The organism is Streptomyces sp. NPDC031379 (assembly GCF_055569615.1).
The window spans coordinates 65,302-79,742 of the sequence record NZ_JBVIIT010000023.1 but is presented as its reverse complement, the minus strand read 5'-3'; the positions used below and the strand labels follow the sequence as shown (position 1 = coordinate 79,742).

Here is a 14,441-nt window from a genome sequence, read left to right as displayed (position 1 = left end):
CATTCAATAGGGTGTGACATATCACTGGGAGGTGCGGTCCGGCCCGCGGGTGCGGACCCGGTCCGGGTCAGGCCGGGTCAGTCCGGGTCGGGCAGCGCGGCCAGCACGCCGAGCGGTACCGGCCGGGCGAACGGGCGGCGTCCCGGGGTGAGCGGGCAGCCGGTCAGCCCGGCCACGGCAGGTGCGCACATCCGGCCCTGGCACCAGCCCATCCCGGCCCGGGTGAGCAGCTTCACGGAGCGCAGGTCCGTGGCGCCGAGCGTGTCCGCGGCCGTACGGACCTCCCCGGCGGTGACCTCTTCGCAGCGGCACACCACCGTGTCGTCCGTGACCGTGGCGGTCCAGCCCGCAGGCGGTGCGCAGACCGCGTCGAGCGCCGCGGAGAAGCGGCGCAGCCGCGTCCTGGCCCGAGCGGCGGCGGACCAGCGGCGCGGGTCGGGGGCGGTGCCGCGCAGGCGGGCGGCGATCGAGTGTCCGGCGATGTGACCCTCGGCGAGGGCGAGGGCCGCACCGCCGACGCCGGTGGTCTCCCCGGCGGCCCAGACGCCGGGGACATCCGTACGCTGCTCGTCGTCGACCCGTACGGCGGTGCCGGACAGGGTGCAGCCGAGGGTCTCGGCGAGGTCGGTGTGCGGCAGCAGGCCGTGACCCACGGCCAGGGTGTCGCAGGGGATGCGGCGGGCACTGCCGGGTACGGTCCGCCCGTCCCGGCCGAGTGCGGCCACGGTGACCGCCTCCAGCCGGTCGGTGCCGTGTGCCTCGACGACGACGTGCCGGGGCAGGGCGCGTACGCCGTGGCGCAGCAGCCGGGCCGCGTACCCGGCACCCTCGGCGAGCTTGTCCGGCTGGGCGGCCAGGGCAGGCGCCCGGCGCAGTACCGCCCGGGGGCCGGCGGACTCGACCAGCGCGGCCACCCGGGGGCCGGCCGCGGCGAGCCCGGTGGCCACGGGCAGCAGCAACGGGCCGGTTCCGGCGACGACGGCCGTCCGGCCGGGCAGCACCAGTCCGCCCTTGAGCATGGCCTGCGCGCCGCCCGCCGTGACGACCCCGGGGAGCGTCCAGCCCGGGAAGGGCAGGATGCGCTCGTAACCGCCGGTGGCGAGCAGAACCGCGTCGGCGCGGACGGTGACGCCCTCCTCCTGTGCGGAGCCGTGCAGCGCGTACACGGAGAGGGAGCCCGTGCCCGAGTCCCGTCGCGGCGTGTCCGATTCCCCTTGGACGCACCAGACATGATGATCCGTCAGGTGACTGATCCGCCCCGCGGTGCGGTGCCGGGCGAGTCCGTCCCGCAATCGCTCCCAGGTGCGCCACTGGTGGTGCAGGGCCTGCGGCCGGCGTGCGCCGAGGGCCGGGGCGGGCTGCCGGTAGAACTGTCCGCCCGCCTGGCCGGCCGCGTCGACGAGGGTGACGTGGACGCCTCGTGCGGCTGCCGCCAGGGCTCCGGCGAGTCCTGCGGGGCCCGCGCCGATGACGGCGAGGTGGGGTCGTTCAGTCATCGTCCCGTCCCGTACCCTCCTGTGTGCGGATCGCGTCTCCCGGCTGTACCGGCACCAGGCAAGCCCGTTGGTTCGGGCGGTCGTTGACGGTCACGAGGCAGTCGAAGCACACCCCGATCCCGCAGAAGACCCCGCGGGGCCGGCCCGCGCCACGGGTGCTGCGCCAGGCCGTCACGCCCGCGGCCCACAGTGCCGCCGCCACCGTCTGGCCGGGCAGGGCCGCCACGGTCCGGCCGTCGAAGGTGACGGTGAACGTCTCGCCCGGCCGGGCCCGGACCAACTCCCTGGGATTCACGGCGTGTCGCCTCCGTCGGTGTCGAACCGCTCCGGCCGGAACGGCGTGAGATCCAGCTCCGCCGCCTTCCCGCTGAGCGTCTGCGCGATCAACTGTCCGGTGCCGGTGGCGAGTCCGATGCCCGCTCCCTCGTGCCCGCAGGCGTGGAACAGTCCGGGCACCCGGGGGTCGGGGCCGATCGCCGGGAGGTGGTCGGGCAGATACGGCCGGAAGCCCGCGTACGTCCGCAGCGCCTGGACCCGCTCCAGGAAGGGGAACAAGCCGATCGCCCCCGCGGCGAGCGCCCGTACCGCCGGAAGCGACAACGAGCGGTCGAACCCCACCCGCTCGCGGGAGGCGCCGATCAGCACCGGTCCGGCGGCCGTGCCCTCGACGACCGGCGAGGTGCGCAGGGCGGCGGAGTCGCTCGCCACGTCGGCCACGTAGTCCGCGGCGTACACCTTGTGCCGGACCATCCGGGGCAGTGGCTCGGTGACCAGCACGAAGCCGCGCCGTGGGAGCACCGGCAGCCGGACGCCCGCGAGTGCGGCGAGGTCGCCGCCCCAGGTACCGGCCGCGTTCACCACGGCCGGCGCGTGGAGGTCGCCCCGGTCGGTGCGGACGCCGCACACCGTCCCGTCCGCCCTCCGCAGCACCCCCGTCACCGTACGGCCGGTGTGCAGGCGGGCCCCGGAGGCGCGGAGCAGTTGTGCCGCGGCGAGCGCGGGCATCACCTGGGCGTCCTGCGGATAGTGCATGCCGCCCGCCATGCCAGGAGCCAAGTGCGGTTCCAGTTCTCGGAGTGCGTCTCCGCCGACCGCGGTGGCGGTGACGCCGGCGGCCCGCTGCCCCACGGCGAAGTCCGCCAGCGCGGCCAGGGCGGCGGACGTCGAGGCGACCACGAGGCCGCCCTTGGGCTCGTACTCGATCGCCGCGCCCGCATCCCCGGCCAGGTCCGCCCACAACCGGGCCGACAGCAGGGCAAGTTCGAGTTCGGGTCCCGGTTCCTTGTCGGAGACGAGCAGGTTGCCCTCGCCCGCGCCGGTGGTGCCGCCGGCCACCGGTCCCCGGTCCACCACCCGCACGTCGAGGCCGGCCCGCGCGGCGTACAGTGCGCACGCCGCGCCCACCATTCCGGCTCCGACGACCACGACATCGCAGGTCAGTCGCTTCGCCACGTCAGTACTATGTCACATGTCGCTGGCTCTGAGGAGACCCCGAGCACACCGCCTCGCCCGTTCCGGCCCGCCCCGGTCGCCCGTCCGGCCCGCCCCGGTCGGCCCGTACGGCCCTCGCCCGGTCGCCCGTCTAGTCACCCGCCCGGAGTCCTAGGCGTGGACGCCCCCTTGACGTCGTACGAAGCCGGATCGACACTCCAAGGAGGGAATCCTAGTGAACAGGTAGGGAATCATGGCGCGCCTCGAAACGGTCACCGGCCGAGCGAGCCGGACGCCGTTCACCGCGCCCCTCCTGACCTCCCGGCGCCATATCGACCTGCTGCGTGTCTGCAGCGCGATCAGCGGCCGGCCCTGAGCCCGTTCCCTCGCTCTCATCGAAGGACGGCGCCTGCCGTCGCGCCCGTCCGCACGCCCACGAACAGGGGAGACGCATGTCCGTCAGTCCGCTCGCCACCGCCTCGCACCTGCGCCGGTCCGCCCCCCTCTTCCGGGGGCGGATCGGCCGGGACGCGCGCAGCGGCCACTACGCCGTGCCCCACCGGTACCGGCTCCATCTCTCGACCGCCTGTCCCGACGGGCTGCGTCTCGCCGTCGGGCACCACCTGCTCGGCCTGGAGGGCAGTTGTCCGGTCACCGTCCTGCCCGCAGTCCCGGACTGTCCCGGCGGCGGTCACGCCGCGCTGCGCCCGCTGTACGAGGCAAGCGTCCACCACTACACCGGTCCGGCCCTCGCGCCCGTCCTCAGCGACGACTGGTCCGGACGCATCGTCAGCACTCACGCCCCCGACATCCTGCGCGACCTGGACCGCTTTCCGCATGACGCGCGGGCCTCGCTGTATCCGTGCGGAACGGAGTCGGTGATCGAGGCCGTCGAGCGGATGTGCGCCGACGGCATCGAGGAGGCCGCCCAGCGCGCCGGACGTGCCGGTGCCGACCCCGCCGAGCAGGCCGCCGCCCTCGACGTCCTGCTCGACACCCTCGGCCGGCTGGAGCGGCGGCTGACCGGTGAGGAGTACCTCGTCGGCGACCGGCTCACCGCCGCCGACATCGAGCTGTGGGTGACCCTGGTGCAGCTCGACACCGTCCACCGCTGTCACCTCGACGCCTCCGCCGTACACCGGATCGCCGACCACCGCACCCTGTGGGCCTACGCACGCCGGCTGGCCGCCCACCCCGCCTTCGGCCGCCACCTCGACCTGGACGGCATCTCCCGCCGCCACCACGGCCGTTGCCAGGGTCTGGAGGCCGCCGGCGCAGCTGTCCAGATCCTGGACTGGGTCGGCCACGCGGGGGATGCACCGGACGCTTTCCGCAGGTGAGAGCGGGCTCCGTACGTCCACTTCGCGGACGGCCGTTGACATTCGAACGGGCAACTGCCTTACTTACGGCTCAGAACGGTCATGAGCGTCAGCGCCAAGCCCTGGCTCGCTGACCGGCAACCCTCGCATCGCGGTGGGGTGCCCCAGGTGACGACCGGACCGGACGACGTTTTCGGTAAGCGCGAGGCCCCGCGGGGCCGGAACAGTGACAGGTGACGCCATGTACGCAGCTCCCAGGACGGCCGCGAGCCGCCCTCAGGGCTGCGTACCGTCGCGCGCCCAGCTCCTCGTCGCCAACCGCGCCGTCGATCTGCTCCGCGTCAACAGCGCACTGTGTACCGCACCGGGCTCTGCCCGCTGTCGGGGCTGACGCAAGCTTCCCAGCCCCCCGCGTCCGTCACGCACACCGTCCGTGTGGTGTGCCGTTGTCCGCCCAGCTCCCGGTTCCGCGCGTTCCCGTGTGCCACCTCGTGCCGCAGTGCCCCGTGCCGTAGTGCCGTCGTGACCCGCGCCCGCTCGCCGCCGTCCCGGGGTGTCCGATTCCGCCGGAGCCCGCCATGAGTGAACCCCCAGGCGCCGCCCTCTCCCTAGCCGAGGCGCCCGCCCCCGACGTACCGTCAAAACCCCTTACCGCACAACGGGTTCAGCCATTGCGCCGACCCGGCCGGTGGATCGTCACCGCCGTCGTCCTCGTGCTCGTCGCGCAGATCCTGCACGGACTGGTCACGAACCCGTTCTACCAGTGGGACCGCTTCCGCTACTGGTTCCTGCGCCCGGCCGTTCTCGACGGCCTCGTCGTCACCCTCGAAGTGGCCGCCCTGAGCGCCGTGCTGGGGCTGGCCGGCGGAATCGTGCTGGCGCTCGGCCGGCTCTCGGGCAGCCCGGTGCTGCGCGCGGTCAGCTGGACGTACACCTGGCTGTTCCGCTCCGTACCGCTGATCGTGGTGCTGATCTTCCTGTACAACTTCAGTGCCCTGTACCAGACGCTGAGCCTGGGTGTGCCGTTCGGTCCCGCCTTCGTCCGCTTCGACGAGTCCAAGCTCGCCACCGACATGGCCATCGCTGTCGTCGGCCTCAGCCTCAACGAGTCCGCCTACGCGGCCGAGGTGGTCCGCGGCGGTCTCCTCTCCGTCGACCAGGGGCAGCACGAGGCGGCGTCCGCGCTCGGCCTGCCCAAGGGCTACCAGTTCCGCAGGATCGTCTTCCCGCAGGCCCTCAGGTCCATCACCCCGAACTACGTCAACCAGCTGATCGGCCTCGTCAAGAGCACCTCCCTGGTGTTCTACGTGTCCCTGCTCGACCTGTTCGGCACGGTGCAGACGATGGGCAACACCTACCCCGGTGACGTCGTGCCGCTGCTGCTGGTCGCCACCGTCTGGTACCTGATCCTGACCAGCGCCGTGTCCGTCGTCCAGTTCTACGTCGAGCGGCACTACGCCCGGGGCGCCACCCGCACCCTGCCGCCGACACCGTTGCGCAGAGCCCGGGCCGGCCTGGCCGACCTGCGGGCCCGGCTGCGCAGGGAGGCCGCCGTATGACCAGCGCCCAGCTCCGCGAGAAGGCCGCCCCCGCCGCGATCGAGGTGCACGACGTCCACAAGTGGTACGGCGCCCACCGCGTCCTCGACGGCATCGACCTGACCATCCGCCCCGGCGAGGTCACCGTGATCCTCGGACCGTCCGGCTCCGGCAAGTCGACGCTGCTCAGGGTCGTCAACCACCTGGAGAAGCCCGAGATCGGCCACGTCAGCGTGGGCGGCGAACTGATCGGCGTGCGGCGCCACGGGGACCGCCTCAAGGAACTCAGCGAGCGCACCATCCTGGCCCAGCGCAGCCGGATCGGCTTCGTCTTCCAGAACTTCAACCTCTTCCCGCACCTGACCGCCCTCGACAACGTCGCCGCCGCGCCCGTCGCCACCGGCCGGCTGGCCAGGCCGGCGGCCGAGGAGCTGGCCCGCGAACTGCTCGGACGCGTGGGCCTCGGCGACCGGACCGGCGCCTACCCACGGCAGTTGTCCGGCGGGCAGCAGCAGCGCGTCGCCATCGCCCGCGCCCTCGCCCTGCGGCCCGGGGTCATCCTCTTCGACGAGCCGACCTCGGCGCTCGACCCCGAACTCGTCGGCGAGGTGCTGGCCGTCATCAAGGACCTGGCGACCAGCGGCACCACCCTCGTCATCGTCACCCACGAGATCGGCTTCGCCCGCGAGGTCGCCGACCGGGTCGTCTTCATCGACGGCGGCCGGATCGTCGAACAGGGACCGCCCGGCCAGGTGCTGGACAGGCCCCGGCACGAACGGACCCGGGACTTCCTCGCCAAGGTGCTCTGACCGGCTTGCCGGCGCACCCATGACCTCCCCCCACGGCAGCACCCTCCCGCACCACCCTCATCACCCTCGACAGCGAGACAAGGACAGCCACGCCATGCCTACCCACATCTCTCGACGCAGCCTGATACGCGGCATCACCGCGGCGACCGCCGTCGCCACCCTTGCCACCGGGCTCGCCGCCTGCGGGGGCGACAGCGAGGCCGCCACCAAGACCGAGGCCACCGGCACGGTCACCGTGGGGCAGCTGTCCAACGGAGCCGCCAAGGAGACCGGCCTGAAGGTCTCCGAGGTGAAGTCCATCAGCGCCGAACTGCCCGAGTCCATCCGTAAGAGCGGCAAGCTCGTCATCGGCATCGGAGCCCTGCCGTCGGGGTCCGCGCCGCTGAACTACGTCGGCAGCGACCAGAAGACCCTCACCGGCTCCGAGCCCGACTTCGGCCGCCTGGTGGCCGCCGTCCTCGGCCTCGAGCCCGAGATCAGGAACTTCACCTGGGAGAACCTCTTCGTCGGCATCGACAGCGGCAAGGTCGACGTGGCCTTCTCCAACGTCACCGATACCGAGGAGCGCAAGAAGAAGTACGAGTTCGCCTCCTACCGGCAGGACAACCTCGCCTTCGAGGTGCTGAAGAAGAGCACCTGGAACTTCGACGACGACTACGAGAACCTCGCGGGCAAGACGGTCTCCGTGGGCTCCGGCACCAACCAGGAGAAGATCCTCCTGGAGTGGAAGGCCAAGCTCGCCCAGGAGGGCAAGAAACTCACCGTCAAGTACTTCCCGGACCAGAACTCCGTCAACCTGGCGCTGAGCAGCGGCAAGATCGACGCCTACTTCGGACCCAACCCCGGTGTCGCCTACCGCGCCCGGCAGACCGCGAACACGCCCCACCCGACCCGCAGCGCGGGCACCTTCTCCGGGGCCGGCGAGACCCTGCAAGGGCTGATCGCCGCCACGGCCAAGAAGGACAGCGGGCTCGCACGGCCGCTCGCGGACGCCATCAACCACCTGATCAAGAACGGGCAGTACGCCAAGTGGCTGGCGGCCTACAACCTCTCCAACGAGGCTGTGGCCAAGTCGGAGGTCAACCCGCCCGGGCTGCCGCTCGACAACTCCTGATCCACCGTCACCGCCCACCGGCACCGCACCGGACGAGTCGAGAAAGGACTCCGCCTCCGTGGCCCTACCGACCGACCTCCGCGGAGGCGGAGCCCCGACCCCGTCCGACACGGCTGTCCTCGACAACGCCGTCTGGGCCGCTCTCGACGGCCCGCACGCCCACCTCGCCGAACGCGTGGGCCGTGCCGCCCGCTACCTGCCCGAGACCTACGCCTTCGCCGCCGTCGCCGACCCGGCGGACCCGGCCACCTGGGCCGACCTGCACACCCTCGTCGGACCGGGGCGCACCGTACGGATCAAGCCCGTCGAGCGGGTCCCCGACGGGTGGGAGGTCGTCGGTGGCGGAACCGGCGTCCAGCTCGTCGACACCGGACTGCGAGCCGAGCACGCCGCGGAAGCGGTACGGCTGGGACCCGCCGACGTCCCCGAGATCCTCGACCTGGTCGCCCGGACCAGACCCGGCCCGTTCCTGAAACGGACCGTGGAGATGGGCACCTATCTCGGCATCCGGTACGAGGGGCGGCTGATCGCGCTCGCCGGGGAGCGTCTGCGGCTGCCCGGGTGGACGGAGATCAGCGCCGTCTGCACCGACCCAGGACACCGCGGCCGCGGACTGGCCACACGGCTGGTGCGGGCGGTCGCCGCGGGCATCCGCGACCGCGGGGACACCCCGTTCCTGCACGCCGCCGCGGACAACATGAGGGCGATCCGGCTCTACGAGTCGATCGGGTTCACCCTCCGCCGCCGCTCGCGGATCGTCCAGGTCCGCACACCGGGAACAACCAGCGCCGGACGGGCGTTGTGAGTCCTGACGAGATCCGCGAGGCGGTCGCCGACCAGGCCCGCCGCGCCCGACGGACGGAGGTGACGGCCGTGACACGTGTACTCCCGCTGCGCGTCCCGCACCCGTACCGCTCCGTCCGCCTGCACTCCCGGCCGCACATAGATCTCCAGCGCGTGTCCGCCGCGCTCTGTCGCCACTGACGTTCCCCCCCCGTGCCCCGGCCCCTGGCCCCGGCACGGGGCTCCTCCTGCCGCGCTCGCCCCGCGCCGACGCCCTGCCGCGCGAGCCGGTGTTCACGTACGGACATCAAGGAAGGCACCGACGTGTCCTCAACTCCCGTTCCCGCCCTGCACCTCGCCGTCGCGCTGGACGGCACCGGCTGGCATCCCGCGTCCTGGCGCGAGCCGGGCGCCCGCCCCCGTGAGCTGTTCACCGCCGGATACTGGACCGACCTGGTCACGGAGGCCGAACGCGGCCTGCTCGACTTCGTCACCATCGAGGACGGCCTCGGCCCGCAGTCCTCCCGCTTCCTGGAACCCGACGAGCGCACCGACCAGGTCCGCGGCCGGCTGGACGCGGTCCTCGTCGCCTCCCGCGTCGCCCCGCTCACCCGGCACATAGGCGTGGTCCCGACCGTGGTGGCCACACACACCGAGCCGTTCCACATCTCCAAGGCGATCGCCACCCTCGACTACGTCAGCAGCGGGCGCGCGGGCCTGCGCGTGCAGATCACCGCCCGGCCCAACGAGGCCGACCACTTCGGCCGCCGCACGATTCCCCTGATCGACGCCTATGACAGCCCCTCCGCCCAGGAACTGGTCACCGAACTCTTCGACGAGGCCGCCGACCACGTGGAGGCCGTACGCCGGCTCTGGGACAGCTGGGAGGACGACGCCGAGATCCGGGACGCGGTGACCGGCCGCTTCGTCGACCGGGAGAAGCTGCACTACATCGACTTCGAGGGCCGCTTCTTCCACGTCAAGGGCCCCTCCATCACGCCCCGCCCGCCGCAGGGCCAGCCGCTGGTCACCGCCCTCGCCCACCAGACGATCCCGTACCGGCTCGTGGCCCGTCAGGCCGACATCGGCTACGTCACCCCGCACGACGTGGCGCAGGCCCGCGCGATCGTCGCCGAGATCCGCGCCGAGCAGCAGGCCGCGGGCCGCGCCGACCAGACCCTGCACGTCTTCGGCGACCTCGTCGTCTTCCTGGACGACACCCGGGCCGAGGCGGAGGCCCGCCGTGACCGCCTCGACGCGCTCGCGGGCGAGCCGTACACCAGCGACGCCCGGATCTTCACCGGCACCGCCGCCGAACTGGCCGACCTGCTGGAGGAGTTGGCCGAAGGCGGGCTGACCGGATTCCGGTTGCGGCCCGCCGTCGCCGGCCACGACCTGCCCCGCATCAGCCGGGACCTGGTGCCCGAACTGCAGCGCCGCCACCGCTTCCGGGACGCCTACGAAGCCGACACCCTCCGCGGTCTCCTCGGCCTCGCCCGCCCCGCCAACCGCTATGCCGCAGCCGTCGCCTGAGCCGGAGGAACGCAACGCCATGAGCAAGCCCCTGAAGCAGATCCATCTGGCCGCCCACTTCCCCGGCGTCAACAACACCACCGTGTGGAGCGACCCGGCCGCCGGCAGCCACATCGAGTTCAGCTCCTTCGCGCACTTCGCCCGCACCGCCGAACGCGCCAAGTTCGACTTCCTGTTCCTCGCCGAGGGCCTGCGCCTGCGCGAACAGGGCGGCCGTATCTACGACCTGGACGTCGTCGGCCGCCCCGACACCTTCACCGTGCTGGCCGCGCTGGCCGCCGTCACCGACCGGCTCGGGCTGACCGGCACCATCAACTCCACGTTCAACGAGCCGTACGAGGTGGCCCGCCAGTTCGCGAGCCTCGACCACCTCTCCGGCGGCCGGTCCGCGTGGAACGTGGTCACCTCCTGGGACGCCTTCACCGGGGAGAACTTCCGCCGCGGCGGCTTCCTGCCGCAGGACGAGCGCTACTCCCGCGCCAAGGAGTTCCTCGCCACCGCGAACGAGCTGTTCGACTCCTGGGACGGTGACGAGATCCTCGCCGACCAGGCCACCGGCACCTTCCTGCGGGACGCCCGGGCCGGTTCCTTCGTCCACCAGGGGCAGCACTTCGACATCCACGGCCGCTTCAACGTCCCGCGCTCCCCGCAGGGCCGCCCGGTGATCTTCCAGGCGGGTGACTCCGACGAGGGCCGCGAGTTCGCCGCCTCCGGCGCGGACGCGATCTTCAGCCGGTACTCCACGCTGAAGGAGGGCCAGGCCTTCTACACGGACGTCAAGTCCCGCCTCGCCAAGTACGGCCGCCGCCCCGACCAGCTGCTCATCCTGCCCGCCGCGACCTTCGTCCTCGGCGACACCGACCAGGAGGCCGCCGAGCTGGCCCGCGAGGTGCGCCGGCAGCAGGTCAGCGGTGCCACCGCCATCAAGCACCTGGAATTCGTCTGGAACCGGGACCTGTCGGCGTACGACCCGGAGGGGCCGCTGCCCGACGTCGACCCGGTGGTCAGCGAGGAGCACATCTCCCGGGGCCGCGCCCAGGTGCGCATGTACCGCGACCCGATCGCCATCGCCCGCGAGTGGCGGCAGCTCGCCGAGGCCAACAAGTGGTCCATCCGCGACCTGGTCATCAACACCGGCAACCGCCAGACGTTCATCGGTTCCCCGGCCACCGTCGCGCGGACCATCAACGACTTCGTGCAGGCGGACGCCTCCGACGGCTTCATCCTCGTCCCGCACATCACCCCCGGCGGCCTCGACCCCTTCGCCGACAAGGTGGTCCCGCTCCTGCAGGAGCAGGGCGTCTTCCGCGCCGACTACGAGGGCACGACCCTGCGCGACCACCTCGGTCTGGCCCACCCCGACGCGGACGCCGGCGGCTCGGACCGGCGGGCCGCGTCGTGAAGTTCCTCGCGATCAGCCTGATCGTGCACCGGCCGGACCCGGTCACGGGGGTGAAGAAGCCGACGCACGACCGCTTCCGCGAGGTCCTGGACAACGCCGTGCTGGCGGAGGAGCTGGGCTTCGACGGGTTCGGCGTGGGGGAGCGGCACGAGCGGCCGTTCCTCTCCTCCTCGCCGACCGTGGTGCTCAGCCACATCGCGGCGCTCACCCGGCGCATCCGGCTCTTCACCGCCGTCACCACACTGAGCCTGCTCGACCCGGTCCGGGCCTACGAGGACTACGCGACCCTGGACCACCTCTCCGAGGGCCGCCTCGACCTGATCATCGGCAAGGGCAACGGCACTGCCCAGCGGGAGCTGTTCCAGGTCACCCCGGAGGACCAGTGGGACCGCAACGCCGAGAGCTACGAGGTGTTCCGGCAGCTCTGGCGGCAGGACAGGGTGAGCGCCGACACCCGTTTCCGGCCGCCGCTGACGGACGCCGAGGTCTGGCCACGGCCGTACCAGCAGCCGGTGCGGGTCTGGCACGGCAGCGCCACCAGCAAGGAGTCCGTGGAGCTGGCCGCCCGTTACGGCGACCCGCTGTTCTCGGCCAACGTCACCAACCCGATCGAGCCGTACGCGGAGCTGATCCGGCACTACCGGGAGCGCTGGGAGCACTACGGGCACGACCCGGCGGCGATCGCGGTGGGCGCGGGCTCGGCGGGCCTGTACGTCGCCCCGACCTCGCAGGAGGCGGTGGACGCCTACCGGCCGGTCTTCGAGAGCAACCTCGCCTTCCAGCGCACGGCCGGACTGCCGGTGGTCTTCGGGACCCTGGAGGACTTCGTGGAGCGCAGTTCGGCGCTGATCGGCAGTCCCGAGCAGGTCATCGACAAGGTGCACCGCTACCACGAGCAGTTCGGGCACACCGTGCTGCACGTGCAGGCCGACGCGAGCGGTTTGCCCGGCACACGGCACCGCGACTCCCTGGAACTGTTCCAGTCGGCGGTCGCCCCCGTGCTGCGCAAGGACATCCCGGACCCGCCGTTCGCCTGGGCACCGGTCCTGCCCGGGCCCACCGACCGCTGAGGAGTCCCGCCCATGCCCTCCGACATACCGCTCGGCGTCCTCGACCTGGTGCCCATCTCGTCCGGCTCGAGCGCGCCCGAGGCCCTGCGCAACTCCATCGACCTCGCGCAGCGGGCCGAGGAGTTCGGCTACAGCCGCTACTGGTTCGCCGAGCACCACCTCAACCCGGGCGTGGCCGGCACCTCGCCCGCGGTGGTGCTGGCCCTGACCGCCGCCGCCACCTCCACCATCCGGCTCGGCTCCGGGGCCGTCCAGCTGGGGCACCGCACCGCGCTGTCCACGGTGGAGGAGTTCGGCCTGGTCGACGCGCTGCACCCGGGCCGTCTGGACCTGGGCCTCGGCCGCTCCGGGGGCGCCCCGCCGGGACCGGGCGCCGCACCGCCACCGACGGCCACCCCGGTGGTCGACGGCCGGGCTCCGAACGGCCTCCTCATCCCGCCCCGCTTCTCCTTCCGGCACCTGCTCGGCTCGCCCCGCGTCGCCCTGCAACGCAAGCTGCTTCTGCTGCCGAACGCCGAGTCGCAGGACTACGCCGAGCAGATCGGCGACATCCTCGCCCTCCTCGCCGGCACCTACCGATCCGCTGAAGGCATCGAGGCGCACGCCGTGCCCGGTGAGGGAGCCGAGGTGGAGGTGTGGATCCTGGGCAGCAGCGGCGGGCAGAGCGCCGAGGTCGCGGGGGCACGCGGCCTGCGGTTCGCCGCCAACTACCACGTCAGTCCCGGCACCGTGCTGGAGGCGGTGGACGGCTACCGGGCGTTCTTCCAGCCGTCCGACCTTCTCGACAAGCCGTACGTCAGCGTCTCCGCCGACGTCGTGGTCGCCGAGGACGACGAGACGGCGCGGGAACTCGCCGCCGGCTACGGCCCGTGGGTGCGCAGCATCCGCACAGCGGAAGGGGCCATCGCCTACCCGACACCCGAGGAGGCCCGGGCGCACGTCTGGACCGACGAGGACCGGACGCTGGTCCAGGACCGCGTCGACACCCAGTTCGTCGGCTCGCCGCACCGCGTGGCCGACCGGCTCGAACAGCTCCAGGAGGCCACGGGCGCGGACGAGTTGCTCATCACGACCATCACCCACGACCACGCGGACCGGGTCCGCTCCTACGAGCTGCTGGCGAAGGAGTGGCAGCGCCGCTGACCTGGGGGCCCCGGCTCCCTCCCGGCAGTCGATCCGGTGTGCCGGGGCCCCACCGCCCTGCCGCGGCCGATCACAGAGGCACGGCCCGCCGCGTCGCCGTCGCGCAAGCCCGACAGGCCCCCGGTCGGGCGGTCCCTGCCCGCGCGGCGGCCGCGATCAGGGTGTCCGGTGACCGGTCCCAGGGCTGCCCCGCGATGTCGATCACGATGTGCTCGCGGTTCCACGGCTCGTACTTTCGGCCCATCACCTCACGCCGGCCGGGCAGGGGCAGGCCGAAGATGCCCGACGTCCGGGTCTCCACCCGGCGCCCGTGCTCCGCCGCGTCCGAGCGGACGACCTCCGCCACGGGGACGCCCGCCCGGACCCCTGTGTCGTGCCAGGCGTCGCGGGTCACGGCCGGCGGGTTCGCCGACCCGGCGATCACGGTCAGGCCCTGCCGGAGGTGTTCCCCGGCCGGCGCGTAGCCGACGACGTACCCGGCCGCTCCGGCCGGATGCGTGGCCAGGCCGGAGCGGGCGAGGGCCTGTTCGGCCGTGCCGGTCCGCAGCCGGTCGCGCTACGCCGGCTCGTTCGGTGAGCGGTCCAGGGGCGCGGTGAGGGCGCACGACGGGAAGACGGCGTCCACGCGCGGCAACACCGGCCATACGGCGTTCGCGTCCACGAGCACCGGTGTGGGGGGGGGGGGGGGGCCCCCCCCCCCCCCCCCCGGCGTTGTTTTGGGCGGTCCCCCCCTGCTGGAGGTTGTGTTGTGTCTTTCCTCTCCGCCCCCCACCCCCCGCAACCTCTCCCCCCGCGCACCCACG

The 14,441-nt window shown here is 72.8% G+C and carries 15 protein-coding genes and 1 riboswitch; of the genes, 11 read left to right on the top strand and 4 right to left on the bottom strand.

The features are described 5' to 3' along the window. Nucleotides 1-77 precede the first annotated feature (77 nt). The 3 genes from ACZ5CW_RS29890 to ACZ5CW_RS29880 are packed head-to-tail and all read right to left on the bottom strand — an operon-like array spanning nucleotide 78 to nucleotide 2,948. Nucleotides 78-1,496 (bottom strand): FAD-dependent oxidoreductase, encoded by a 1,419-nt coding sequence (locus tag ACZ5CW_RS29890; protein WP_468606768.1) that lies wholly within the window; start codon nucleotides 1,494-1,496, stop codon nucleotides 78-80. Next, entirely contained in the window at nucleotides 1,489-1,791 is a 303-nt protein-coding gene (locus tag ACZ5CW_RS29885) for a (2Fe-2S)-binding protein (RefSeq protein WP_468606766.1), read from the bottom strand. The genes ACZ5CW_RS29890 and ACZ5CW_RS29885 overlap by 8 nt, the downstream gene beginning before the upstream one ends. Further along, entirely contained in the window at nucleotides 1,788-2,948 is a 1,161-nt protein-coding gene (locus ACZ5CW_RS29880) for an NAD(P)/FAD-dependent oxidoreductase (protein ID WP_468606764.1), read from the bottom strand. The genes ACZ5CW_RS29885 and ACZ5CW_RS29880 overlap by 4 nt, the downstream gene beginning before the upstream one ends. Nucleotides 2,949-3,180: 232 nt before the next feature. On the opposite strand from ACZ5CW_RS29880, the gene ACZ5CW_RS29875 reads away from it, so the two are divergent. The 11 genes from ACZ5CW_RS29875 (at nucleotide 3,181) to ACZ5CW_RS29825 (ending at nucleotide 13,638) form a co-directional block, all read left to right on the top strand. After that, nucleotides 3,181-3,303, top strand: coding sequence for a putative leader peptide (locus ACZ5CW_RS29875; RefSeq protein ID WP_468606762.1), 123 nt, complete (start codon nucleotides 3,181-3,183; stop codon nucleotides 3,301-3,303). 76 nt (nucleotides 3,304-3,379) lie between these two features. After that, complete coding sequence (locus tag ACZ5CW_RS29870) at nucleotides 3,380-4,267, top strand: glutathione S-transferase C-terminal domain-containing protein (protein WP_468606760.1); 888 nt, start codon at nucleotides 3,380-3,382, stop codon at nucleotides 4,265-4,267. 77 nt (nucleotides 4,268-4,344) lie between these two features. Then, nucleotides 4,345-4,455: riboswitch (SAM riboswitch) on the top strand. A 369-nt stretch (nucleotides 4,456-4,824) separates the two neighbouring features. Continuing rightward, a complete protein-coding gene (locus tag ACZ5CW_RS29865; RefSeq protein WP_468606758.1) occupies nucleotides 4,825-5,805 on the top strand; it encodes an amino acid ABC transporter permease in 981 nt (326 codons plus the stop codon). Continuing rightward, complete coding sequence (locus ACZ5CW_RS29860) at nucleotides 5,802-6,593, top strand: amino acid ABC transporter ATP-binding protein (protein WP_468606756.1); 792 nt, start codon at nucleotides 5,802-5,804, stop codon at nucleotides 6,591-6,593. Before ACZ5CW_RS29865 ends, ACZ5CW_RS29860 begins: the two co-directional genes overlap by 4 nt. 94 nt (nucleotides 6,594-6,687) lie before the next feature. After that, nucleotides 6,688-7,707 carry an ABC transporter substrate-binding protein gene (locus ACZ5CW_RS29855; protein WP_468606754.1) on the top strand — a complete coding sequence of 340 codons (1,020 nt, stop codon included), beginning with the start codon at nucleotides 6,688-6,690 and terminating at the stop codon, nucleotides 7,705-7,707. A gap of 58 nt (nucleotides 7,708-7,765) precedes the next feature. After that, nucleotides 7,766-8,512 (top strand): GNAT family N-acetyltransferase, encoded by a 747-nt coding sequence (locus ACZ5CW_RS29850; protein ID WP_468606752.1) that lies wholly within the window; start codon nucleotides 7,766-7,768, stop codon nucleotides 8,510-8,512. A gap of 68 nt (nucleotides 8,513-8,580) precedes the next feature. Further along, the gene (locus tag ACZ5CW_RS29845) at nucleotides 8,581-8,691 is read left to right on the top strand and encodes a putative leader peptide (RefSeq protein WP_468606750.1); all 111 of its coding nucleotides are present in this window, start codon (nucleotides 8,581-8,583) and stop codon (nucleotides 8,689-8,691) included. Nucleotides 8,692-8,814: 123 nt separating this feature from the next. Continuing rightward, complete coding sequence (locus tag ACZ5CW_RS29840; RefSeq protein ID WP_468606748.1) at nucleotides 8,815-10,023, top strand: LLM class flavin-dependent oxidoreductase; 1,209 nt, start codon at nucleotides 8,815-8,817, stop codon at nucleotides 10,021-10,023. Nucleotides 10,024-10,042: 19 nt separating this feature from the next. Next, nucleotides 10,043-11,425, top strand: a complete 1,383-nt coding sequence (locus ACZ5CW_RS29835; RefSeq protein WP_468606746.1) for an NtaA/DmoA family FMN-dependent monooxygenase — start codon at nucleotides 10,043-10,045, stop codon at nucleotides 11,423-11,425. Continuing rightward, nucleotides 11,422-12,495, top strand: a complete 1,074-nt coding sequence (locus tag ACZ5CW_RS29830) for an LLM class flavin-dependent oxidoreductase (RefSeq protein WP_468606744.1) — start codon at nucleotides 11,422-11,424, stop codon at nucleotides 12,493-12,495. Before ACZ5CW_RS29835 ends, ACZ5CW_RS29830 begins: the two co-directional genes overlap by 4 nt. Before the next feature lie 12 nt (nucleotides 12,496-12,507). Beyond that, complete coding sequence (locus ACZ5CW_RS29825; protein WP_468606742.1) at nucleotides 12,508-13,638, top strand: LLM class flavin-dependent oxidoreductase; 1,131 nt, start codon at nucleotides 12,508-12,510, stop codon at nucleotides 13,636-13,638. A 70-nt stretch (nucleotides 13,639-13,708) separates the two neighbouring features. Here ACZ5CW_RS29825 and ACZ5CW_RS29820 read toward each other — a convergent pair whose 3' ends face one another. Next, nucleotides 13,709-14,032 carry a hypothetical protein gene (locus ACZ5CW_RS29820; protein WP_468606740.1) on the bottom strand — a complete coding sequence of 108 codons (324 nt, stop codon included), beginning with the start codon at nucleotides 14,030-14,032 and terminating at the stop codon, nucleotides 13,709-13,711. Nucleotides 14,033-14,441 lie beyond the last annotated feature (409 nt).

Bases quoted from the DNA above. Each gene is read 5' to 3' on its own strand.
- ACZ5CW_RS29890 (WP_468606768.1), bottom strand. From the start codon at position 1,496: ATGACTGAACGACCCCACCTCGCCGTCATCGGCGCGGGCCCCGCAGGA.
- ACZ5CW_RS29875 (WP_468606762.1), top strand. From the start codon at position 3,181: ATGGCGCGCCTCGAAACGGTCACCGGCCGAGCGAGCCGGACGCCGTTC.
- ACZ5CW_RS29870 (WP_468606760.1), top strand. From the start codon at position 3,380: ATGTCCGTCAGTCCGCTCGCCACCGCCTCGCACCTGCGCCGGTCCGCC.
- ACZ5CW_RS29865 (WP_468606758.1), top strand. From the start codon at position 4,825: ATGAGTGAACCCCCAGGCGCCGCCCTCTCCCTAGCCGAGGCGCCCGCC.
- ACZ5CW_RS29860 (WP_468606756.1), top strand. From the start codon at position 5,802: ATGACCAGCGCCCAGCTCCGCGAGAAGGCCGCCCCCGCCGCGATCGAG.
- ACZ5CW_RS29855 (WP_468606754.1), top strand. From the start codon at position 6,688: ATGCCTACCCACATCTCTCGACGCAGCCTGATACGCGGCATCACCGCG.
- ACZ5CW_RS29835 (WP_468606746.1), top strand. From the start codon at position 10,043: ATGAGCAAGCCCCTGAAGCAGATCCATCTGGCCGCCCACTTCCCCGGC.
- ACZ5CW_RS29825 (WP_468606742.1), top strand. From the start codon at position 12,508: ATGCCCTCCGACATACCGCTCGGCGTCCTCGACCTGGTGCCCATCTCG.